Source organism: Paracoccus alkanivorans (assembly GCF_003697785.1).
Taxonomy (GTDB): Bacteria; Pseudomonadota; Alphaproteobacteria; order Rhodobacterales; family Rhodobacteraceae; genus Paracoccus; species Paracoccus alkanivorans.
In genome coordinates, this window is record NZ_QOKZ01000003.1 from 40,275 (window position 1) to 63,043 (window position 22,769).

Here is a 22,769-nt window from a genome sequence, read left to right on the forward strand (position 1 = left end):
TGTCTTTCAGCGCAGTCCGTCTTTCCCGACGGCTTCTTGCGCGGTCAACCCACCCACCCGAGGCAAGGGGCGGCCGCTATCGGTGACGGCGACGGCGACCATGATCTCTCCAGCGCGCGGCGCATCGTTCAGCCTGACCTCGATACCATCGAAATGGCTGCGCACATAGGCGGCGTCCTTGTGGCCAAGCGGCACGTCCAGAACCTGGCCGGGGCTCCCCATCTTCTTGGAGGATGGCACCAGTGCCGCACCCTTTTCCACCGCCTTGCGTAGCGGCGCGCCAAGCTTGGGATGCAGAATGGCGGCGGCATGCTCCAATTCGCCATTCTCGCCAACCATAGCGGATTTGCCATAGCTTTCAGCCTGCTCCGGACGAATCCCCAGGGCGGCCACGCATTTTTCGCCCAACAGCCCGCCAAGCTCGGCACCGATCTCCATCAGTTCCGACAGGTCTTCCTGATAACGCCCGGCAAAGGGATTCTCGATCACCGCCACCGCCACCGCCTTGCGGGTCGGCGGATCGATCCGCCGCCCGATCTCGGCATGGGTTTCCTCGATATTGACGGCAATCTTGCGTATCCTTGCCTTCATCTCAATCCATCCTCTCCCTTGATGTCCCAGGCTTCCAGCCCACCCGAGCGCGAATGTATCCGCGGACCGGTGGTCATGACGAGCGCGAAAGCCATCTCGTCGGCACGGGGTGCATCGTTGCAACCCACCTCCATCGAGTCGAAGTGACTGCGCACATAGGCCGCGTTGATATGGGTGATCGGCACATCGAGCCGCGCCCCCACCCCCCCCACCTTTTTCGCCGAGGGCACGATGGCCTTGGTATCGGCCAGAAGCTGGCGCATCGCATAGCCGCCCGGCGCGTGCCACAACGCGCCATGCTCCAACTCGCCGGCCTCGCCGATCAGCGAGCCCTTGCCGTAACCCTCGATCCGCTCCGGCCCGCCAAGCAGATCAACCAGCCGCTGCGCCATCCGCAGGCCAAGCGGCTTCAGATCCTCCATGAAACCCTTGATCTCGGGTTCATACCGCCCGGCAAACGGGTTCCTGATGATGGCCAGGGCCGAGCCACGCAGCAGCGGAGTATCGGCAACAGGGCCACCCTCGTGATAAATCTCTTCCAGCGAGAAAACGGTCTTTCGCAAGATGACATCAGGCATGCAGCAATCTCTCCTGTATCGGGGTAAAGGCGGCATGGCCGGCCAGCCGGGTTTCGCCCTGCAGAAACAGTGCCGCCCCAAGAATATGCCCGTCCCGCAACATCGCGGCAGCGCGGCGGTGACCCGCGTCAAGGGCAGCAGCCACATCCTTGGCAGGCAACGCCGCGCAACCCGTCACCACCTTGCGGTGGCCCAGATCGCTGTCGGGTTGCAGGCTGTCGGCCCGCACGCGGCGAATGGCGGGATGGCCGGGCAGATCCACGGCATTGGCGATCAGGGTGGCAGCGGCATCCGCCCCGGCGGCGCAAGGCGCCAGAACCGTGACATTATCGGCGATACCCATGGACAGGCTGCGGCCATGCCGCCCCGAACTGGCGATACCGCCAATACCATCCCCTGCCCCGATATCGATCCGACCGAGCGTCTTGCCGTGATGATCCGCCATCGCAGTCGCAAATGACTGCCCTTGCGCCAGATATATCGCGATATCGCCGCCATTGTTCACATAGGCGCGGCGCAGCCATGCCGCCCGGCGCATCGCGGCAAGTATCGTGTCGGCCACCGCACCCGCCACTGCCGCCATGCGGGTCAGGAACTCGCCGCAATATGGCCGGGCAGCCCGGTCCATCAACCGGGCGATGCCGCCTTCGGGTAATGGCGATCCAGCCTCCAGAGGCGAGCGCAGAAGCGGCAGTTCCGCCACCAGCTCCTCCAGCACCGTTTCGAATCGCGCCATCGCTGCGGCGAAAGCCGCCTCGCGCTCACCATCTGCTCCGATCACCAGATCGATCGGACCGTGCTGCAGATGCAGCCGCGTTCCGCAAGGGAGCAGGGAAGCAACAGGCGCCATCACGAACGCTCCCGCGCCCAACGGTAATTCCTTCGGTCCCTCGGATCGGGTTGGTTTCCTGCCTGCGGCACCTTTCGGGCAACATCTGAAACAACCGTCTCGACCCGCTTGATCTCGCCGATATGGCCGCCAAGAGTGCCGTAATCGGTCACGCGCATGGTAAACTCGATCGGCGCGACCAGCGCGGGCGTCGGCACGTAACCGAAAGAGCCGGTCGGCATGTCCAGCACATCCACCATCACCGTGATGCCACCGCCGGGCCAGACATATGCCTCGGCCCCCCCGCAAGAGACATATGTCAGCGAATCCTTGACCGAACGCGTCAGGCGTACCGGGTTTTCGGTCACGCCGGCCCGCAGGCTGCCCCCGGCCCCGCCCATGAACAGCACCGAGCACACCGAGGGCTCGCAATTCTCGGCGATCAGCTCGGCGGATGCTTTCAGTGCATCGGGGATTTCGGCGGGTCGCGGCACCAGATCGGCATCCAGCTCGTAATAGCCATATTGCTCGCCCGTGGTCGAAACCATCAACAGGCGCAGCCCCTCCCATGCGATCTTGGGGTTGAAAGCACCGAGGATACAGAGCGGATCCTGAATATCGGTGCCGCCCCAACCGGTCCCCGGCTCGGCCACCTGGAAATACCGCCCCGGGGTCGAGCGGCGACCATTGATCCTGATCCCGGTGGGGGGGACGTCCAGCAGCTTGCCCGCCTGATGCTCGGAGAGCACACCGGTGATATGGTCGTCCACCACCACCACCTCGTCGACCCGGCCGACCCATTGCTTGGCGAACATGCCGATCGTGGCCGATCCGCAGCCGACCCGCATCAATTGCTCCTCCACCCCGTTGATGACCGGCGGCTTGCCGGCCTGCACGACCACGCTGGCGCTGTGACCCCCTTCGCCGATGACCATTTCGACGGCCTCGCGGTTGCACAAGCGCAGCAGCGCGTCGCATGTCACCCGCCCCTCTTTCTTGCTTCCCCCGGTCAGATGTTCGACCCCGCCCAAAGACAGCATCTTGGAACCGTATTCGCTGGTCATCACATGACCGATCGGCTCGCCCTCGACGCGCACAACGTCGCGTTCATGGCCGATATGGCGATCGGTATCGATCTTCACCTTGACCCCGCAGTAAGAGAAAATCCCCTCGGTCACGACCGTAACCATATCCACCCCTTCGATCTCCTGGCTGACGATGAAGGGAGCAGGCTTGTAGTCGGGATAGGTCGTCCCGGCGCCGACCGCGGTGACAAAGGGACGGCTGCCCTGGACGATGTCGCCATCCCAGTCTTCGGGACTGGCATCCTTCATGAAGGGCACCAGCTTGTGACCGGTATTCTCGATGATGGTCAGAGCATCCAGCCGGACCAGTTCACCATGATGATTGGCGTAACGGTCGCAGGCACCGGCCTTACCCTCGGCGATATAGCACATCACCGGACAGGCATCGCAGCGGATCTTGTCGGAAACGGCGCGGTCATTGGGCATGTGCGGCCTCCTTGATGGCGGCACGCAGCCGGGCGGGCGTGGCCGGCACCTCGGTCAGACGTATTCCGGTTGCGTCCTTGATGGCGTTCAGCAGCGCGGGCGCGGTCGGGATCAGCACATGCTCGCCAAGCCCCTTGGCGCCATAAGGTCCATGTGCGTCCGGCTCTTCGATGATCAGGGTTTCCACCGGGGGCATGTCGCCGATCGTCGGGATCAGGTAATCGTGCAGGTTCTCGGTTCGGCCAGGAAGATATTCCTCCATCAGCGCCATGCCCAGCCCCTGCGCGATGCCGCCCTGAACCTGCCCCTCGACCAGCATCGGGTTGATCGCCTTGCCGACATCATGCGCGGCGACGAACTTGAGCGGCTTCACCGTTCCAAGGGCGATATCCACCTCGACCACGGCAAGATGTGCAGCATAACCGAACTGCGCATAAGGCACGCCCTGTCCGTTCTCGTCCAGCGCCCTGGCCGGAGGATCGTAGGTTTCTTCAGCGCGCAGCACATAGCCCTCGGCATCAACCGGAAGCCCGGCGAGATCAAGCTCATGCGCGACATTCCCGTCGATAACACGAATATCCTCCCCGGCAAATTCGATCCGGGCTTCGTCTCCGGCATTGACACGCTTGAGGATATCCCCGCGCAAAACCTCTCCGGCCAGGCGGGCGGCATTGCCGGAAACATAGGTCTGGCGCGAGGCAGAGGTCTTGCCCGCGTCCGGGGTGACATCGGTATCCGCGCCGATCAGGGTAAGCAGATGCACCGGCACGCCAAGAGCGGTCGCAAAGATCTGCGGCACCACCGTATTGGCTCCCTGTCCGATATCCATCGCCCCCTGATGCAGCACGACCGAACCATCAGGGCGGATGCCCGCCTTGATGGTCGAGGGGTTGGGCAAGGAGGTATTGCCGCATCCATACCATCCCGCCGCGATCCCGACACCGCGCCGAAACTTCGGATCACCGGCATTATGTGCCCGCGCGGCCGCGCGTTCGGCATGCCAGGCGGGGCGCAGCGCCTCCAGGCAAGCCCCGATCCCGACTCCCTGCTCAAAGACCTGCCCGCAGACTGTTGGCACACCGTTTTTCAGGGCGTTCAGGATACGGAATTCAAGCCGGTCCATGCCCAGCCTGTCGGCCAGTTCGTCGAACAGGCTCTCTTGCGCAATGGCCGATTGGGGGACACCAAAGCCACGGAATGCTCCGGCAGGCGGGCAATGTGTATGGATGCCTGCGGATTCTGCCCGGTAATCGGTGATCCGGTAAGGTCCCGAGGCATGCACCGGAACCCGGTTCGCCACGGTCGGCCCCCAGCTTGCATAGGCACCGGTGTTGAAAACTCCCCGAAAATCGAACCCCTTGATGCGCCCGTCCTTGTCCGCACCGATCTTTAGCGTGATCTCTGCGGGGTGGCGCTTGGTGGTCGATTGCATCGATTCCGTGCGCGAATAGGTCAGCCGCACGGGCCTGCCGGTTTTCAACGCCGCAAGCGCCAGGTAAGGCTGCACCGACAGATCCAGCTTGGAACCGAAGCCACCGCCCACGCCGGTCGGAACGATGCGGATATCGTTCCGGCTCATACCCAGGATGATCTCGAGCGCATCCAGATCCATGACCGGAGCCTGCGTGCAGGCATGCACCTCGATCCGGCCATCGCGGATTTCGGCGAAACCGGCCTCGGGCTCGATATAGGCATGTTCGACAAAGCCGGTGCGAAACCGGCCCTCGACAGTTACATCCGCCTCGGCCAGGGCCGTGGCCGCATCGCCGCAGCGGACCAAGCCGCCGCACATCCGGTTGCCCTCGCGCCCCTCGTGCAATTGCACGGCATCCGGAGCCTGCGCCTCGGCCACGGATTGCATCGCTGGCAATTCCTGCCATGTAACCGGGAAGCTTTCGGGATCGAAACGGCGCATAGCCGCAGATGTTCCGATCACGGCTGCCACCGCCTCGCCGCGAAAGCGGGTCTCGACCTCGGCAAAGACCGGCTGATCGGCAAAGGCGGGGATCACGCCAAAGCGGTTCTCGCCCGGCACATCGGCATATGTCAGCACTGCCTCGACCCCCGGCGTATCGGCCACCCACCCCGCCAGATCGCCAAGAGTGAACCGCGCACGGGGGTAAGGCGAACGGATGATCCGCAGCACCAGCGCATCGGCGGGGGCCACGTCGTCACCAAACGCCTCGCTTCCGTCAACCTTGCCCGCGCCGTCGAGCCGCCGAATGGCAGCGCCGGCATGGCCGTCATCGACTGCCATGTTCTCTGCCGCCGCAGCACGAGTCTCGCCCGCCGCCACGACCGCATCAATGATCTTGCGATAACCGGTGCAGCGACAAAGAACGCCCCCAAGCGCGTCTTCGACCTGCTGCGCATCCGGCCGGGATACCCGCCGCAGCAACGCCACCGCCGAAACGATCATCCCCGGCGTGCAAATCCCGCATTGTGCAGCACCGTGGTCAAGGAAACAGCCTGCCAGACGCAGGGCATCGGCATCCGTTCCAGCCAGCCCCGCCAGCGTCTCGACCTGGCGGCCCTCTGCCTGTTGTGTCGGGGTCAGGCATGCGCAGACCGGTTCGCCGTCGATCAGGACGGTACAGGCTCCGCAATCTCCGGCATTGCAGCCGACCTTGACATCGCGCCGCCCAAGGCGCTCGCGCAGACTATCCGACAGCCGCTCTCCCACATCCGGGTTCACGCCAACGGGTTCCGCGTTCAACCGGAAACGGGTCATGGCGTCGACAACCGGATTATCCATTTGCATCCGCTGCCTTGCAGACAGCCCTTCTGATCTGTTCGCCGACTGCTTCCATACGGAAGGCGGCATCCGCCCTGACATCCGAAATTGGCGCCAGTTCGGCGAGGTGATGCGGTTCCACGACGATTGCATCGGGAATTTGCCCAAGCAGATCATCCTCCAGCGCCGTCAGACGAAGCGCCACTGGCGAGCAGGCCCCGACGGCAACGCGGGCAAAATCGATTCTGCCGGAAGCATCGCAACCGATGACGACCGCTGTCATCGTGATCGAGATCACCAGATATTTGCGGCTGCCGAGCTTCTCGAACGCCCCCCGGGCATGCGAAGGCGGTAACGGAAGATGCAGCGCAGTCACCAGTTCCGCAGCCCGCAACGCGGTTTGCCGGGGACCTTTGATGAAACTGGCCAAGGGCATTTGGCGGGTTCCATCCGGTCCCGCAAGCTCGACCTTGGCCCCAAGCGTCAGCAATGGCGGAACACCATCCGCTGCTGGTGAGGCATTACAAATATTGCCAGCGATGGTGCCGGCATTCTGAATCTGCAAGCTCCCGACCTCTCGTCCGGCCGCCTGAAGCCCGGCAAAGGCGGCGGGCAGATCGGCGTGGACAATATCGCTCCAGCGGGTCGCCGCCCCGATGCGGATCCCGTCGCCGACACGCGTGATTCCCGTCAGTCCGGAAATGCGGGTCACATCGAGAATGTCGTCCGGCAGCGGTCCGGAAACGCGGGAAGGATAGAAATCGGTGCCGCCCGCAACGATATTGACGTCCCGCACGGCCATCAGCCCGATGGCTTCCCCCAACTCTGTTGGAACGAAATAGCTCACTCGCACCCCTGCTGCTGGCTGATTATTATTCGTTCGTATGCAAATGATAGGAGGACGGGTTTTCGCTTGTCAACGAATTTTATGATCGGCACCACATCCGAATGCCGATCCGTTGTCGCGCAGAAAATCCGCAGCGACGGCCATCGCATGGCACCCCGGCAAATCCACCGCCGCTTTGGTCAAAGCCCCCGAGTCAGGCGCAATGCGTCATAGATCGCTGCATGGGTGTTGCGAGAGGAAACGGCGTCGCCAATCCGGAACAACTGGAAACCGCCTTCCGGATTCGATGTGACAGTCTGTGGCGCCATGGCCGTGAGAGCGGCGATATCCACCTCTCCCAAATTCGAGGAGAACGGCCTGAGTTCGAAATAGAGATCGTCCAGCGGAACCGTCCCGTTGTTGACGACGACCTGATCGACCTCCCGAAAGCGGGTTACCTCGCCGTAATCGCTACCCAACTCCGCTAGCAGGCCGTTGCCCTTGCGGATCACCGATTTCAGGCGCCAGGTCACGGTAAAATGCGCGTCCAGCGTTTGCAGGCTGCGCATATATGGCGTGAGGTTCATCGCCATGACCTCGGGCGCGAAACTGCGGTCGGGGGTCACGATCTCCACCCTCGCGCCGGTCGCCGCGATCACCTCGGCCGCCTGAAGCCCGGCATGGTCGCCCGCGTTGTCGAACACCAGGACCGAGCGGCCGGGCTGGGCATCACCCGCAAGGATATCCCATGCCGTGACGGTGAACTCCTCCCCGCTCCGCAAGGGAACCTGATGCGGCAGTCCCCCGGTCGCGATAATAACGACATCAGGGTTTTCCGCAGTGACCGTGCCGGCATCCGCAAGGCTGTTGAAATGGAACCGCACCCCCCGGCGCGCGCATTCAGACATCCGCCATTCGATGATCGAGATCATCTCGCGCCGGCGGATCGATTGTGCTGTCAGCCGGATTTGCCCGCCGGCATCCTTGGCAGCCTCATGCACGATCACCTCATGCCCTCGTTCGGCGGCGACGCGCGCCGCCTCCATCCCTGCAGGTCCGGCCCCCACGATCACCACCCGGCGCGGCACCAGGGCGGGCTGGATCGCATGGGGCATGAACAATTCGCGCCCGGTCGAGGGATTATGGATGCAGAGCGCATCCGCGCCCTGAAAGCGGCGGTCAAGGCAGTAATTGGCCCCGACGCAGGGCCGTATGTCATTCTCGCGGCCGGCGATGACCTTGCGGACAATATCAGGATCGGTGAAATGCGCGCGGGTCATGCCCACCATGTCCACCTTGCCCGCCGAAATGGCATGGCGCGCCGTCGCCAGATCGGGAATCTTGGCGGCGTGGAAAACCGGAAAACGCGTCGCGGCACGGATCTCTCCCGCCAGATCCAGATGCGGCGCGTTGCGCATCCCCTGCACGGGAATCATGTCGGTCAGCCCGGCATCGTCATCGATATGTCCGCGCGTGACATTCAGGAAATCCACCAGTCCGCTGTCCTTCAGGCGGTGCGAGATCTCCAGCCCCTCGGCCGGATCGATGCCATCGGCGGCATTCTCGTCCCCGGCATAGCGGATGCCCAGAAGAAAATCCTCGCCCACCCGCTTGCGCGCCTCGGACAGGACCTCGAATGTCAGGCGCAGCCGGTTGTCCAGCGAGCCGCCATAGGCTCCATCCAGCATGTTCGAGCGCGGCGACCAGAACTGGTCCAGAAGGTGCCCGGTCGCGATGAACTCCACCCCGTCCAGCCCAGCCTCCTTCATCCGTTCGGCAGCATCGGCGTAATCCTGCACGATCCGCCTGATATCCCAGTCCTCGGCCAGTTTGGGCGCGCCGCGATGCGATATTTCACGCTCGTGGCTGGCGGAAACCGTGGGTAGCCAATCACCCTTGTCCCACCGGGTGCGGCGGCCGTGATGGGTCAGCTGGATCATCACCGCCGTTCCATGCTCGTGACATTCATCGGCAAGCTTGCGCATCCAGCCGGTGATCTCGTCGCGATATGCCTGCACCCCGCCAGCAGATGGCGGGCTGTCCAGCCCGACGGCGGCAGAGCCGATCGTCATGGTCAGCCCGGCCCCGCCCTTCGCACGCGCCACGTGATAGGCACGGTAACGGTCTTTCGGCAGCCCATCCTCTGCATAACCCGGCTCATGCGCAGTCACGAGAATACGGTTCTTCAGCCGCAGGTTCTTGATCTGGAGCGGTTGCAGCAGCGGATCTGATGACATTGCCGGTTTTCCCTGTGGCTGACGCGTTGCCATTGCCCTTTCACTCGGCGCTTACAGTCCCCCGAAATGAAAAGCCTTGGTTTCCAGATATTCCTCGATCCCCTCACGGGCGCCTTCGCGACCCAATCCCGACGCCTTGACCCCGCCAAAGGGCGACACCTCGTGACTGATCGCCCCGGTATTCAACCCGACCAGCCCGAATTCCAGCGCCTCGCCGACACGGAAGGCACGGGCCATGTCGGTGGTGTAGAAATAGGCGGCAAGACCAAAGGGCGTGCCATTGGCGATCCGCAAGGCTTCTTCCTCGGTCTCGAAGCGGAAAATCGGCGCAACCGGACCGAAGGTTTCCTCATCGGCCAGCCGCATGCCCGTGTCGGCACCGGACAGCACCATCGGATCGGCATAACCCGCAGGCAGGTCACGGCTCCGCGTGGTGCGCATTGCCCCCTTGGCCAGGGCATCCGTCACATGGGTAGTAATCTTGTCGATGGCAGCATTGTTGATCATCGGGCCGATCTCGACGCCGTCCTCGGTGCCCGGCCCGACCCGCAGCGCATCGACGCGGGCGGTCAGAGCCGCCACAAAGGCATCATGGATGCCCGATTGCACCAGCAACCGGTTCGCGCAAACGCAGGTCTGCCCGCCATTGCGGAATTTCGAGGCCATGGCTCCTTCGACCGCAGCCTCCAGATCGGCATCGTCGAACACGATGAAGGGCGCATTGCCACCAAGTTCCAGCGACAGTTTCTTCAGCGTCGGCGCGCATTGCTCGGCCAGCATCGCACCGACCCGGGTGGAGCCGGTAAAGGACAGTTTACGCACCACCGCGCTGCCGGTCAGCGTGGCCCCAATCGCCTCGGGCCGCCCGGTGAGGATGTTGATCACCCCTTTCGGAATCCCCGCCCGTTCGGCCAGAACGCCAAGAGCGAGCGCAGAATAGGGGGTAAAGTCCGAGGGCTTGATGACCATGGTGCAGCCTGCGGCAAGGCCGGGCGCGACCTTGCGGGTAATCATCGCATTGGGGAAATTCCACGGCGTGATGATCGCACAGACCCCGACCGGTTCCTTCATGGCAAAGATCTTCTTGCCCGGTACCGGAGAGGGAATGATCGCCCCGTTGATCCGCCGCGCCTCTTCGGCGAACCAGCGCACGAAGGACGCGCCATAAAGGATCTCGCCGCGCGCCTCCTGCAGCGGCTTGCCCTGCTCGGCGGTCAGGATCCGTGCCAGATCCTCGGCATGATCCAGCATGAGCTGATACCAGCGCATCAACAGATCGGCACGTTCGGCATGGGTGCGGGCCCGCCAATCCTTCATCGCCGCTTCGGCGGCGGCGATTGCCTCGGTGGTTTCGGCGGCAGAGCAATCAGGCATGTGCCCCAGGGTCTTGCCCGTGGCCGGATCCGTCACCTCCATATCGGGGCGCGAGATCCATTGCCCGCCGATCAGGGCTGCCTGCCGGAAAAGATCGGGATCGTCGAGTTTCATGGTCAGACCTCCAGCGTGGCGATCACGGCATCGGTGATCTGTGTCGTCGAATGGGAACCGGGGCGGATACCGATGCCTTGCCGTGTGGCGGCCTCGATAGCGCTCAGGATATCGGCGGCTGCCCCCGCTTCGCCCAGATGGTCGAGCATCATCGCCCCGGACCAGATCGCCGCAATCGGATTGGCGATACCCTGCCCGGCGATATCGGGGGCAGAGCCATGCACCGGCTCGAACATCGAGGGGCCGGAGCCGTCGGGGCAGATATTGGCCGAGGCCGCAAAGCCCAACCCTCCCTGGATCGCCGCGCCCAGATCGGTCAGGATATCCCCGAACAGGTTCGAGGCCACCACCACATCAAGGCTTTCCGGCGCCATCACCATCTTTGCAGCCATGGCGTCGATATGCATCTGGCTGACCGTCACCTCGGGGTATTCGGCGGCAAGCTGCCGCGTCATCTCGTCCCAGAACACCATCGAATATTTCTGTGCGTTGGATTTCGTCACCGAGGTCAGATGCCCGCGCCGCGCCCGGGCCTGCTCGAATCCGAAACGCAGGATGCGCTCTACCCCGGCGCGGGTAAAGACCGAGGTCTCCACCGCGACCTCGTTCTCCTTGCCCTGGTGAACGCGCCCCCCGGCGCCGGAATACTCGCCCTCTGTATTCTCGCGGATGCACAGGATATCGAAGCCCTCGGCCTTCAGCGGCCCTTCGATACCCGGCAACAGCCGGTGCGGGCGGATATTGGCATATTGGTTGAAGGCCTTGCGGATCGGCAGCAGCAGCCCATGCAGCGAAACCGCATCCGGCACCGTTTCCGGCCAGCCCACCGCACCCAGATAGATGGCGTCAAAACGGCGCAGGGTCTCGATTCCGTCGCCGGGCATCATCGCGCCATTGTCCAGATAGTATTGACACGACCAGGGAAAGGTTTCACAGGCCAGCGCGAATTCATGCCGTCTTGCAGCGGCCTCGATCACCTGCATTGCGGCCTTGGTAACATCGACGCCGATCCCGTCCCCCGGAATCAAGGCAAGCTTGTAGGTCTTCATCTGTCTCTCCACGGGTCTTCAAAGGTCGATCAGCACCGATTTCCGGCGGCGGTTGGCATGATAGGCTTCGCGCCCCAAATCCTTGCCAAGACCGCTGGCCTTCCAGCCCCCGGTCGGCAGGATGTGATCGCGCGAGCGTCCATAGCGATTGATCCAGACAGTCCCGGCCTCGACACGGCGCGAGAGCCGCAACGCGCGGCCGATGTCACGGGTGAACAGCCCGGCGCACAGGCCATAGCTTGGATGGCTGGCCAGGGCCATGGCTTCTTCCTCGCTGTCAAAGGTCTGGAATGTTGCCACGGGACCGAAGATTTCCTCGGTCACAGCAGGGTTCGAGGCATCGACGCCGCCGATCAGCGTCGGGCGGTAATAGCTGCCCTCGCGGTCGAACTCCGCGCCGCCGCACAGGACCTCGCCTCCTTGCGCGACCGAGGCCGCAACGATGCCGTCGATCCGGGCAAGCTGCGCCCGGGATATGATCGGAGAGAAACCGGGGACTTCCTCCCATGTGGCGGCCGGGCTGTGGCGGGCGAAACGCTCGACCAGCCTTGCGGCCAGTTCATCTGCGATTTCACGGGCGACGATAATCCGCGATCCGGCCACGCAGAATTGTCCGGCATTCGGCGTGATCCCACGATCAAGGCACGCCGCGGCCAGTTCCAGATCCGCATCGGCAAAGACCACCATCGGGCTTTTGCCACCCAGTTCCAGCGTCATCGGCTTGATACCGCTATGCGCGATGTTCTCCATGATCTGGCCACCCGCACGGGTCGAGCCGGTGAAGGAAATCTTGGCTATCCCGGGATGTCCGACCAATGCGGCACCCGTGACCGGACCGTCACCCAGGACAATATTGACCAGCCCTTCGGGAATGCCCGCGCGCACCGACAGCTCGGCAAGATAGAGCGCGGAATAGGGCGTCATCTCGGACGGCTTCAGCACGACCGCATTACCCGCGGCCAGCGCCGGACCCAGTTTCCAGCCTGCCATCGAGATCGGGAAGTTCCAGGGTGTGATCGCACCGATCACCCCGTATGGTTCGGACGAGATCATGCCCAGATGATCCTCGGAGGTCGGCACGAGATCGTCGCATTCCTTGTCGGCGAACTCGGCGAAAAAGCGGATCTGTTCGGCTGTGACAGGCACATCCCCGGCAGCCACCTCGGCCACCGGCCGGGACGAGCAGACAGCCTCGAGCCGCGCCAGTGTTGCCGCTTCAGCCTCGATCAGATCGGCCCAACGCGACAGCGCGCGCAGGCGTTCGCGCGGGGCTATCCTGCCCCAGCCCGATTGGTCCAGCGCCGTGCGGGCGCTCGTCACCGCCCGATCGACGGTCCCGGCATCGGCTCGGGGAATGGCATGCAAGGCGAGGCCGCTGGATGGGGCCGTCACCGCGATCTCTTCCGGGCCTTCTACATGGCGACCGCCGATGAAATGGCCACAGGGGACCGTCAGGCTGGAAGGATCGAAGGCAAGCGTCATGGAAACCTCTCGTCGTCTTGACATCAGCTTTGCGCGGAGGGGCTGGCACCTGCTGCCGAAAGCGCCGGCCTTGCAGCATAATCCGCTTTCAAACAGCAGGGCCGGGGCAGAAGATTGTGTGATGTCAGCCGTTATCTGTCTCTGAACACAACAAGGAAATCGGCGCCGGGCGCACCGGTGGCTGCGCCCGCAACCGGCCTGCCTGAGCGGGCGCGATTCCGGCAAGGGCTGCGATCAACTCCGCTCCGGCGCGCTGGCAATAGCGGCCCTGGCATCGCCCCATGCCGATCCGGCCAAGGGATTTGACACGGTTCGCCTCGGCCCCGGCAAGCGGTAGCGTGTCGCCGAGTTCTCCCGCCGTAATCCCTTCGCAGCGGCAGATCACCGTGCTGTCGGGCAGGTTCCGGATCATTTCGGCGGGCCAGGGAAAGGCGCGGGCCACACCACCGGCAAAGCGTCGCATCCGGGCGAGACGGCGCATGTCCCTGCCCCGGTTCCGCAACGGAATGGCATATCCCAGATCCGCTAGGCAGGCGCTGGCGGCCAGACGACCGGCAACCTCTGCCCCGTCCGCACCCAGGATGCCCATGCCGTCCCCGGCCAGGTAGACACCGCCGCTCGCACGCCCCTCGGCATCTGCTCGCGGCAGCCATTGCGCCCATGTCCCGGACCAGTCGAAGGCAACCCCGGCCAGATCGGTCAGCGCCGTCTCGGCCTGAAGATGCCAGCCGAGTGCAACTGCGTCGCAGGGGGTGACATGCGACCGGTTCCGCGCATCGCGCCAATGCATGGCACAGGGACCATCATCTCCGGCCTCGATCCGGTCCAGCCGCACGCCCGCATGATAGAGCCGCCCCAGACCGGCGCGCATGGCGAGTCCGCGCGCCGTTACCAAGGGGCGCGCCATCGCCATGCGCAACCCACCGACCGCCTGCGCCGAAAGCGGAGCTGTGTCCAGCACCGCCGCGACATTCGCCCCCGCCTTGCGAAGCTGATGCGCGACCAGCGTCAGCAATGGCCCTGAACCGGCCAGCACGATCCGCCGCCCCAAGGCAACGCCTTGCGCCTTGAGTGCAATCTGCGCGGCCCCGAGACTGTAGACTCCCGCGTGCTGCCAACCCGGCACCGGCGCGAGACGGTCCATCGCCCCGGTCGCGAGGATCAGCCGGTCAAAGCCAATCGCGGTCATACCCTCCGGGCCGGTAATCTGCGCGGTATTGCCCGAAAACCCCAGCACGGAACTTTGCGGATGATAGGTGATCAGCCCGGCCCGCAGCATCTCCTCGAACATCCGGTGCAGTGCTGCCGCCTTTTTTGCCTCGGCACCATAAAGCGCTTTCGGCGGACGGATGAAACCATCGGGCGGGCGGCGATAGATCTGACCGCCTGCCCTCGCACCCTCATCGACCACGATCGGAACCAGCCCCGCCCGTGCCAGCGTTTCGGCGGCCCGCATCCCTGCTGGCCCCGCGCCGACGATCAGCACACGGCTCATGATCGGGGATCCGGCCAATAATGGGGCGAACCGGACAGAAGCCGCATCCCCTCGCGCAACGGCGTCGAGCAGGCGCGCAAACGCGGGCCATCCTCCTGCCAGATCCAGCAATCCTGGCAGGCTCCCATCAGGCAGAACCCGGCGCGGCGCTCCGGACCGAACTCGGCCTTGCGCAGATGACCGGCGGACAACAGCACCCCGGTCAGCACCGTATCCCCCGCAAGCGCATGCAGCCTGACCCCATCGAAATGGAAGCTCAACGGTTCGCGCCCGGTCTCGGCGAGGCGGCGCAATCGCCCCGGACTGCCTGCCGCACTCATTCCGCCGCCTCGGCGACCAGCAACGGGCGCGGCAGTTCGGGGAAGCGCGCGCAGGTCTCGGCGAAAGCCGCCTCGACCCCCTCGGCACCGGAACGCCCGGGCATGCGCCGGAAGATCTCGGTCTTGGCGAAGAAACGCCAATGGATCGGCAGTTCCGACAGGATTCGCGTCAGCCGGTCATAGGCCGCCGGAGTCCATTGCGCCTCGTATGCCTCGCGCTCGGGGCCGAAGTGGAAATGCCCCTCATGAACGCGCGCCTGATCGCGCAGCATGGCGGTCGCGGCCTCGTCCACCTCACCGTCATCGGTCAGCACAACGCCATATTCCTCGCGCGCGGCCCGGGCCGAGACATGTCCCCGCGCGACATCCCTTGCCACCCGCCAGGGCTCCCGCGTCATGGGATCGCCCCGGCCACCGCCACCGGCGGAGCGGATCTCCAGCACGTCGCCGGGCTGAAGCACCGCCGTGTCGGTATTGCCAAGCCTCCGCTCGTCCCCTGCGCCCGGATTGACCACCATATCCGACAGCCCCGCCGCCCGGCCGCCCAGCACTCCCCATGGGCGAAAGACCGAGCGGTCGCGGTTACGGGCGGTGATCCGCGTATCGGGCGCAAAGACGCGAAAGCTCATCTCGGTCGCCAGCCCACCACGCCAGCGCCCGGCCCCGCCGGTATCCCGTGCCAGACCGTATTTGACGAATTCGACCGGCACCTCGGTTTCGGTGATCTCGATCGGGGTATTCTTGAGATAGGCCGCGTCCGCACCCGAGCCGTTGGTGCCATCGCGATGCGGCATCCCGCCGCCTCCGCCAACCACCGGGTTCACGGCGGCGATCACCATCTTCCGGCTGCGCTCGTCATGGGTCATGACATTGACGATGCAATTGTTCCCGGCGGGCGCCGCGGGCATCCTCTCGGGAATGGCCTGGCTGAATGCCCCGAAGATCACCGAACGCAGCCGCGCACAGGTCAGCGAGCGCATTCCCACGGCAGCCGGGGCAACCGGGTTCAGCACCGTACCCTCGGGCGCGATGCAGGTGAAGGGACGGGTCAAGCCGGTGTTCAGCAGGATCCGGGGGTTGAGCGTGTAGAGCACGTAATAGACGCCCACCAGCAGGATGGTATGCCTCGGATCGCAGCCCGAAGGGACGTTGAGCGAACTGGCAAGCTGAGGATCCGAGCCGGTGAAATCCAGCACCGCGCTGTCATCGCGAATGGACAGCGTCAGCTTGAGGCGGCAGGGATTGCCGATATCGCTGTCCTCGTCGGCGTAATCGGCAAAGACGTAATCGCCATCCGGTATGCCGCGCAGGATCTCGCGCGCCTGCGCCTCGGCCTGATCCTTCAGCGCGGCCACACCGGTCAGGAAACCCTGCTTTCCGAAACGTTCCAGCATCGCGTGAACCTTGCGCTCACCTGTATTCAGGGCTCCGACCAGCGCCTTGATGTCACCGATATTCAGCGCGGGCTTGCGGACATTGGTTTCCATGATCCGCAGGATCTGCCGATCGAAGACCCCTTCGCGCACCAGCTTCATCGGCGGGAAACGCAGCCCTTCCTGATGCACCTCGGTCAGCGAGCGCGACAGGGAGGCAGGCACGGCCCCTCCCATATCGGTATTGTGGATATGCCCGCCGGTCCAGGCGACGATCTCTCCCTCGCTGAAGACGGGTTTCCACAGATGGGTATCGGGCGCGTGCGTCGCCACATGGCCCGAATAGGGATCGTTGGTGAAAGCGACATCGCCGGGACGGTAATCCTCGACCATCCCGATGGCGCGGCCATAGGTGAGGCCCGGATACCATGTCGCGCCAAGTTCCATCGGCACGGCGAAGGTATCGCCCGCCCGGTCCATCAGCATCACGGTGAAATCCTGGGTCTCCTTGACGAAGGCCGAATGGGCGGTGCGGTGCAATGTATGGGCCATGTTCTCGGCTGCGGCACGCGCATGATTGGCCAGAACCTGAAGCGTCATCCTGTCATACATCGGGTTCACTCCTCGAAGCCGAGATGGATATTGAGGTGGCTGTCCACCCGTGCGGAAGCGCCATCGGGGATGGCGAAGGTGGTATCCTCCTGCGTCACGATGGCGGGGCCCTCGAACCGTGCCCCGGCGGTCAGTGCCGACCGCTCGAACAAGGGCACCTCGCGCGGGCCGTGCAGATGGATCGGCACAAGGCGCGCCGCCTGCGCGGGGCTTGATTGGCCATCAGTTTCGGGAAAGACCGGTTTGGGGCCGGCGCCGATGGCCGAAAGACGCAAGTTGACGATCTCGATACGGCCCTCCGGATCATCGAAATCATAGATCTGCCGATGGGTGTCATGAAATGCCGTGGCGATCCGGGTCGCATCGGTCAGCCAGTCAGGCTCCAGTGCTACCTCGATCTCATAGCTCTGGCCGGCATAGCGCATATCGGCTGACAGCCGAAGCTCCGCCGCCCCGTCATGGCCCTGCGCGGCCAGCCATTCCTGCCCCTCGGCACAAAGCGCCCGGAACTCAGCGCCCAGCCCCTGCAAGGCGGCGGCATCCAGATCGGCATAGACCGTGCGGATGAAATCCCCCCGGAAATCCGCCACCAGCCCGCCAAGCGCCGAGACGACTCCCGGCCAGCGTGGTGCGATCACCCGGGGCATACCCAGTTCACGCGCAAGGAATGCGCCCAGCATCGGACCGCCGCCGCCAAAGGGCATCAGCGCGAAATCCCGCAGATCGACCCCCGCGCGGGAGGACAGCTTTTCCACCTCGACGAACATCTCGGAAATGGCGATGTCGAGAATGGCCTGTGCGGTCTCTTCCACCCCGCGCCCAAGCCGGTTAGCCAGTTCCGAGACCGCCTGCCGGGCCAGTCCGACATCCATCCGCAACTGTCCATAGGCCATCTCGGAATGACCCAGCCAACCGCAGACGGCCATCGCATCGGTCACCGTCGCCCGGTTGCCGCCGCGCCCGTAACAGGCCGGGCCGGGGCTGGAACCCGCCGATTCCGGCCCCACGCGCAGCACGCCCTGACCGTCCACCGTGGCGATGGAACCGCCGCCGATGCCGATGGAACTGACCGAGACCGAGGGGATATGCAGCGGAAAATCCCCGATCAGTTCGTCACTGCCATATTGCACCGCCCCGTCCACGATCAGCGCGAAATCCGCCGAGGTGCCGCCGATATCCAGCGTCAGCACCCGCGCCTCGCCCGCCTGCCGCGCCAGCCATGCCGCGCCTATGACGCCCGAGGCGGTGCCCGACAGCAGCATCGACACGCAATCGCGCCGTCCCTCGCCCGCGCTCATCAGGCCGCCATTCGATTTGGTCAGCATCGCCCGCGCCGGCACACCGCGATCCCGCAAGCGGTCCTCCAGTGCCGTCAGGTAGCCCGAGACACGGGGATGGACATAGCCGTTGAGGATCGCCGTCGAACTGCGTTCATATTCGCGGATCACCGGCCAGACCTCGGAAGAGGTAAAGACGAACAGCTCGCGCGCGGCGGCCTCGACCATCGCCTTGACCGCCGCCTCCTGGGCGCAATCGCGCCAGCTATGCAGAAGGGTGATGATGATGCCCTCGGCCCCGGCTTTCCGCGCTTGCGCGACGGCCTCGGCCACCGCCTCCGGATCGGGGGACAGGCTTTCGGTGCCATCGGCGCGCTGCCGTGCCGGAATGCCAAGGATGCGATCACGCGGGATCAGCGGTTCGGGGCGGTGACAGAACAGCGAATACATGTCGGGCATGCGCAGCCGGGCCAGCTCGATCACGTCCTCGAAACCCGCATTGGTGATCATCGCCAGTCGCGCACCCTTGCGCTGCAGGATGGTGTTGATCCCCACAGTAGTGCCATGCACGAAACGGCTGATCCGCGCCGCGTCCAGCCCCTCACGCTCGGCCAAAAGGTCCAACCCGGTCAGCAGTTCCGCGCCGGGATCATCGGGGGAAGTCAGTACCTTCAGCGATGCGATCCGGCCCGAACGGGTTTCGAGCGCGCAGAAATCCATGAAAGTGCCGCCGATATCGACACCTACTTTCCAATCAGCAAGCGGGATGCTGCCATCCATATGAGTCGTCCTTTTCCGGTCTGCCGTCCAAAACCGACCAGAAACCGCGTCCCGCGTCCAAGACGCATCCTGCATCATGGCATAAGGATAACTTATGGATGTTCGACCTGGATTGCCCGCAGATGCGTTCTGATGAATTCCTCGGCGCGCGACAGCGCCTTGCCGCGCAGGCTCAGCAGGGATAGCGGCAATGCCGGACCACCTGCCAGCGGACGAACCGCGATCCCGGAGAACTGCGCCCAGGGAAGCAGCGAATCCACCACCGCGACGCCCAGTCCCGCCTGCACGAAACCGGCTGCCGCGATCGAGGAATCGATCTCGATCCGGGGAGTGAAGCCGGTTCCTTCACGCCGCGCCGCCGCCTGCAATTCGTCATAGGGGCGGGTCATGCTACGATAGGAAATCACCGTTTCCTCCACCAGATCGGCAAAGCTCACCGCATCGCCTCTCACTAACGGATGCGTCCCGGGCAGCAGGCAGCAGAAGGAGGTGCGGCCGATCCGCTCCACCTCGATATCGGGCGGCAGATTATCGTCCAGCGCCAGTGCCAAGGCGGCATCACCGGCACGCAGCATGTCCACCATCGCGGCGATGGGCGCCACATGCGTGCGCAGCAGGATATCGGGATGCCGCGCCCGAAACGCCGCCAATACCTGCGGCAAAAGCGACATGGCCGGCGGCGGGGAAGCGGCGATCCGCACCAGCCCCGCCCGCCCGAGCCGCAGATCGGCGGTCTTGCGCCGCAATCCCTCCAGCCCGCCGAACAGCCGCTCTGCCTCGGGATAAAGCTCCAGCGCCTCGGGTGTGGGCTGCAACCGCCCTTTCTCGCGGTCGAACAGGGCGAAGCCCAGCTCGTCCTCGGCATGAATCAGGATCTGACTGAGCGCGGGCTGAGAAATATTGAGCAGCCGCGCCGCGCCGGTCACGGTGCCCGCCCGCATGACGGCGGTGAATACTTCAAGCTGACGTGCGCGCATGTGATCTCCATAGGCTTGACTTATAGGATGCCCCGTTTCTCGTCTTTGACGCAAGCGGTGTCGCGGCGTTCTGATGGGACAGGTATCTGGCGGGCGGAAGGCGATGGAATGAATGTTATCGTTCTGGGCGGCGGGCTGATGGGGACGGCTTCAGCCTTCTTTCTGGCGCGGCGCGGCCTGCGAGTGACGCTGATCGAGCGGCATCGCATCGGCGCAGGCGCCACAGTTGCCTCCTTCGGCAATATCCGCCGCAGCGGACGATACCTGCCGCAATTGCCGCTGGCGCATCGTTCGCTGGCCTTGTGGAATCAGGCGAACAGGTTGCTTGGCCGCGACGTGGAGTTTCGCGCTACGGGACATCTGCGATTGATCTTCGACGAGGACGGGTTGAGCGACATGCGCGGTTTTGCCGATGCAGCCCGCCCTTGCGGACTCGACCTCGAAGAGATGGAGCCCGCAGATATCCGCCGCCGCTTTCCCGGCCTTGGACCCGATGCCATCGCGGCCTCCTTCTCGCCACAGGATGGCTCGGCCAATCCCCGGCTTGTCGGCCCCGCCTTCGCAGCGGCGGCGGCAGAGGCGGGGGCCGAGATCGTCGATCAGGCGCCGGTGCTCGACATCACCCGCAATGCCTCCGGCTTTGCGGTTCGCACGGGGCGGGGCCGGTTCGAGGGCGCTGCGCTGCTCAACTGTGCCGGGGCATGGGGAACCGGAATCGCGGCGCGTTTCGGCGAGCATGTTCCGCTGGACACATTTGGCCCGCAAATGGCCGTGACCGAGCCGCTGCCCCACCGTATCCTGCCAGTCGTCGGGGTCTGGTCACGCGCCCACGGCGCCTATCTGAGGCAGGTCGAGCGTGGCAATGTCGTCTTTGGTGGCGCGGTCGAGCGCGTCCCGGTCGATCCCGATCCCGGCCATGCGCGCGCCGATCCCGCGCGGCTGCCCGAACAGCTTCGCGCGGTGCTGCGGCTGGTGCCCGCACTGCGCGACGTGGCGGTGATCCGGCAATGGTCGGGCTGCGAAGGCTATGTAAGAGACGGGTTGCCGGTCATGGGGGCCTCGGCCACGACGCCGGGCCTGTTCCACGCCTTCGGCTTCTGCGGCCACGGTTTTCAGCTTGGCCCCGGCGTGGGGGACGCCATGGCCGAACTGATCGCCACCGGCGAATGCGAAACCCCGCTTGCGCCGTTTTCGATCCGGCGCTTCGCGGCATGATCCCGGCTGTTTCGTCAGAACTTGGCCACCTTTCCCCATTGCCGCTGATCGAAGCGGGCAAGGCGGTATTGCCCGGTTGCCGTAATCGGCTGGCGACCAAGGACCAGATCGGCAACGAGATGCCCTACCCCCGGACCGATGCCAAATCCGTGCCCCGACAGCCCCGCCGCCAATACCAGCCCGGACAGACCTATGTCGGCGTCGATCACTGGCACCCCGTCGGGCGTGCTGTCGATATAGCCCGCCCATTGCGCCTGCACGGGCCGGGGCTTCAGCGCCGGCAGCAGGCGATGGGCGCGGGTCAGCGTTTCCCGTATCAGCCGGGCGGAAGGGCGCGGGTCGAGAATGCGCATGCGTTCCATCGGCGTCTCGCGGTCCAGCGCCCATTTGCTCCGGGTCTCGAAACCGGCGCGCCATGCCTGCGGTCCACCCGGCGCCAGCGATCTCCATCGGCCGGCGAACATGGGCAGGAAATGCCTGGCGCCCCGCAGTGCACCCGGCGTCGGATCGAGATTGGCCCGGCCAGAGATAGCCAGCGTATGCCCGCCATCGCCGCGCCGGGTCACCGAGACGGCGGCGGTATGCAACGCGGCGGGCAAGCCCTTGGCCCCCGGAGCGACCGACAGGATCGAGCTGCGCACCGAGGCCTGCGGAAAAGCGATCCCAAGCTGATGCAGGAAACTGGCCGCCCATGCCCCGCCCGCGACCACCGCCTGCCGGGTCCGGATGGTTCCATGTTCGGTGACAACGCCGGAGACGGCCCCGCCAGAGGTTTCGATGCCCCGCGCGGCACAGGATTGCAGCACGATGCCGCCATGCCGGATGACCCCCTTGGCGATCAGCGGTGCCGCGCGCGAGGGATCGGCAGTGCCATCGGTCGGCGACCAGACGCCACCCTTCCAGATCTTGCCGGTCGCGGCTCCACGCTCAGCCGCTTCGGCAGGGCCGATCATGCGCGTATCCACCCCCTCACCGCGCGCGAAACGGCCCCATTCCGCCCAGCCCTCGATCTCGGCCTCGTCATCCGACAGATACAGCAGCCCGCAGCGCCGGAAACCGAGATCCTCGCCGATATCGGCAGTCATCTCTTCCCACAGATCGAGGCTGCGGGTGGACAGCGGCAATTCGCGGGCGTCGCGGTTCTGCTGGCGGCACCAACCCCAGTTGCGGCTGGACTGCTCGGCGCCGACCCGGCCCTTTTCCAGCAGCACGACCCGCTGTCCCGCCCGTGCCAGCCAGTAGGCAGCGCTGACGCCGGTGATTCCGGCACCGATGACGACGCAATCTGCCTCGGCAGGCATTTTGCCGGGAGCGGTTTCGATATGCATGAGGGGCGCGGGCATGGCAGTCTCCGATCTTTTTTCGAAACCTTATCCGCACTCTGCCAAAGGCATC

The 22,769-nt window shown here is 64.9% G+C and carries 17 protein-coding genes; 1 reads left to right on the forward strand and 16 read right to left on the reverse strand.

What is annotated here, in order from left to right:
* Nucleotides 1-6 precede the first annotated feature (6 nt).
* The 15 genes from C9E81_RS08410 to C9E81_RS08480 form a co-directional block, all read right to left on the reverse strand.
* Complete coding sequence (locus C9E81_RS08410; protein WP_122111893.1) at nucleotides 7-591, reverse strand: amino acid synthesis family protein; 585 nt, start codon at nucleotides 589-591, stop codon at nucleotides 7-9.
* Complete coding sequence (locus tag C9E81_RS08415) at nucleotides 588-1,169, reverse strand: amino acid synthesis family protein (RefSeq protein ID WP_122111894.1); 582 nt, start codon at nucleotides 1,167-1,169, stop codon at nucleotides 588-590. Before C9E81_RS08415 ends, C9E81_RS08410 begins: the two co-directional genes overlap by 4 nt.
* Nucleotides 1,162-2,019, reverse strand: coding sequence for a UPF0280 family protein (locus tag C9E81_RS08420; protein ID WP_122112388.1), 858 nt, complete (start codon nucleotides 2,017-2,019; stop codon nucleotides 1,162-1,164). Before C9E81_RS08420 ends, C9E81_RS08415 begins: the two co-directional genes overlap by 8 nt.
* Entirely contained in the window at nucleotides 2,019-3,509 is a 1,491-nt protein-coding gene (locus C9E81_RS08425; protein WP_122111895.1) for a 6-hydroxynicotinate reductase, read from the reverse strand. The genes C9E81_RS08420 and C9E81_RS08425 overlap by 1 nt, the downstream gene beginning before the upstream one ends.
* Nucleotides 3,499-6,264, reverse strand: coding sequence for a molybdopterin-dependent oxidoreductase (locus tag C9E81_RS08430; RefSeq protein ID WP_122111896.1), 2,766 nt, complete (start codon nucleotides 6,262-6,264; stop codon nucleotides 3,499-3,501). Before C9E81_RS08430 ends, C9E81_RS08425 begins: the two co-directional genes overlap by 11 nt.
* Nucleotides 6,257-7,090 (reverse strand): FAD binding domain-containing protein, encoded by an 834-nt coding sequence (locus C9E81_RS08435; RefSeq protein ID WP_122111897.1) that lies wholly within the window; start codon nucleotides 7,088-7,090, stop codon nucleotides 6,257-6,259. Before C9E81_RS08435 ends, C9E81_RS08430 begins: the two co-directional genes overlap by 8 nt.
* 179 nt (nucleotides 7,091-7,269) lie before the next feature.
* Nucleotides 7,270-9,306 (reverse strand): NADH:flavin oxidoreductase, encoded by a 2,037-nt coding sequence (locus C9E81_RS08440; RefSeq protein ID WP_122111898.1) that lies wholly within the window; start codon nucleotides 9,304-9,306, stop codon nucleotides 7,270-7,272.
* A gap of 51 nt (nucleotides 9,307-9,357) precedes the next feature.
* Nucleotides 9,358-10,794 carry an NAD-dependent succinate-semialdehyde dehydrogenase gene (locus C9E81_RS08445; RefSeq protein ID WP_122111899.1) on the reverse strand — a complete coding sequence of 479 codons (1,437 nt, stop codon included), beginning with the start codon at nucleotides 10,792-10,794 and terminating at the stop codon, nucleotides 9,358-9,360.
* Nucleotides 10,795-10,796: 2 nt separating this feature from the next.
* Complete coding sequence (locus C9E81_RS08450) at nucleotides 10,797-11,843, reverse strand: tartrate dehydrogenase (protein ID WP_122111900.1); 1,047 nt, start codon at nucleotides 11,841-11,843, stop codon at nucleotides 10,797-10,799.
* A gap of 18 nt (nucleotides 11,844-11,861) precedes the next feature.
* Nucleotides 11,862-13,325, reverse strand: coding sequence for an aldehyde dehydrogenase family protein (locus C9E81_RS08455; RefSeq protein WP_122111901.1), 1,464 nt, complete (start codon nucleotides 13,323-13,325; stop codon nucleotides 11,862-11,864).
* A 124-nt stretch (nucleotides 13,326-13,449) separates the two neighbouring features.
* Nucleotides 13,450-14,820 carry an FAD/NAD(P)-dependent oxidoreductase gene (locus tag C9E81_RS08460; protein ID WP_122111902.1) on the reverse strand — a complete coding sequence of 457 codons (1,371 nt, stop codon included), beginning with the start codon at nucleotides 14,818-14,820 and terminating at the stop codon, nucleotides 13,450-13,452.
* Nucleotides 14,817-15,140, reverse strand: a complete 324-nt coding sequence (locus C9E81_RS08465) for a (2Fe-2S)-binding protein (protein ID WP_122111903.1) — start codon at nucleotides 15,138-15,140, stop codon at nucleotides 14,817-14,819. Before C9E81_RS08465 ends, C9E81_RS08460 begins: the two co-directional genes overlap by 4 nt.
* Entirely contained in the window at nucleotides 15,137-17,125 is a 1,989-nt protein-coding gene (locus tag C9E81_RS08470; RefSeq protein ID WP_122111904.1) for a hydantoinase B/oxoprolinase family protein, read from the reverse strand. The genes C9E81_RS08465 and C9E81_RS08470 overlap by 4 nt, the downstream gene beginning before the upstream one ends.
* Nucleotides 17,126-17,130: 5 nt before the next feature.
* Nucleotides 17,131-19,182, reverse strand: a complete 2,052-nt coding sequence (locus C9E81_RS08475; RefSeq protein WP_122111905.1) for a hydantoinase/oxoprolinase family protein — start codon at nucleotides 19,180-19,182, stop codon at nucleotides 17,131-17,133.
* 92 nt (nucleotides 19,183-19,274) lie between these two features.
* On the reverse strand, nucleotides 19,275-20,159 hold the full coding sequence (locus C9E81_RS08480; RefSeq protein ID WP_122111906.1) for a LysR family transcriptional regulator: 885 nt from the start codon (nucleotides 20,157-20,159) through the stop codon (nucleotides 19,275-19,277).
* Nucleotides 20,160-20,267: 108 nt separating this feature from the next.
* Between C9E81_RS08480 and C9E81_RS08485 the strand changes: the two genes are divergently transcribed.
* The gene (locus tag C9E81_RS08485; protein WP_122111907.1) at nucleotides 20,268-21,374 is read left to right on the forward strand and encodes an NAD(P)/FAD-dependent oxidoreductase; all 1,107 of its coding nucleotides are present in this window, start codon (nucleotides 20,268-20,270) and stop codon (nucleotides 21,372-21,374) included.
* Between the two features lie 14 nt (nucleotides 21,375-21,388).
* On the opposite strand, the gene C9E81_RS08490 is transcribed toward C9E81_RS08485, so the two are convergent.
* A complete protein-coding gene (locus tag C9E81_RS08490) occupies nucleotides 21,389-22,717 on the reverse strand; it encodes an NAD(P)/FAD-dependent oxidoreductase (protein WP_122111908.1) in 1,329 nt (442 codons plus the stop codon).
* Between the last annotated feature and the right edge of the window lie 52 nt (nucleotides 22,718-22,769).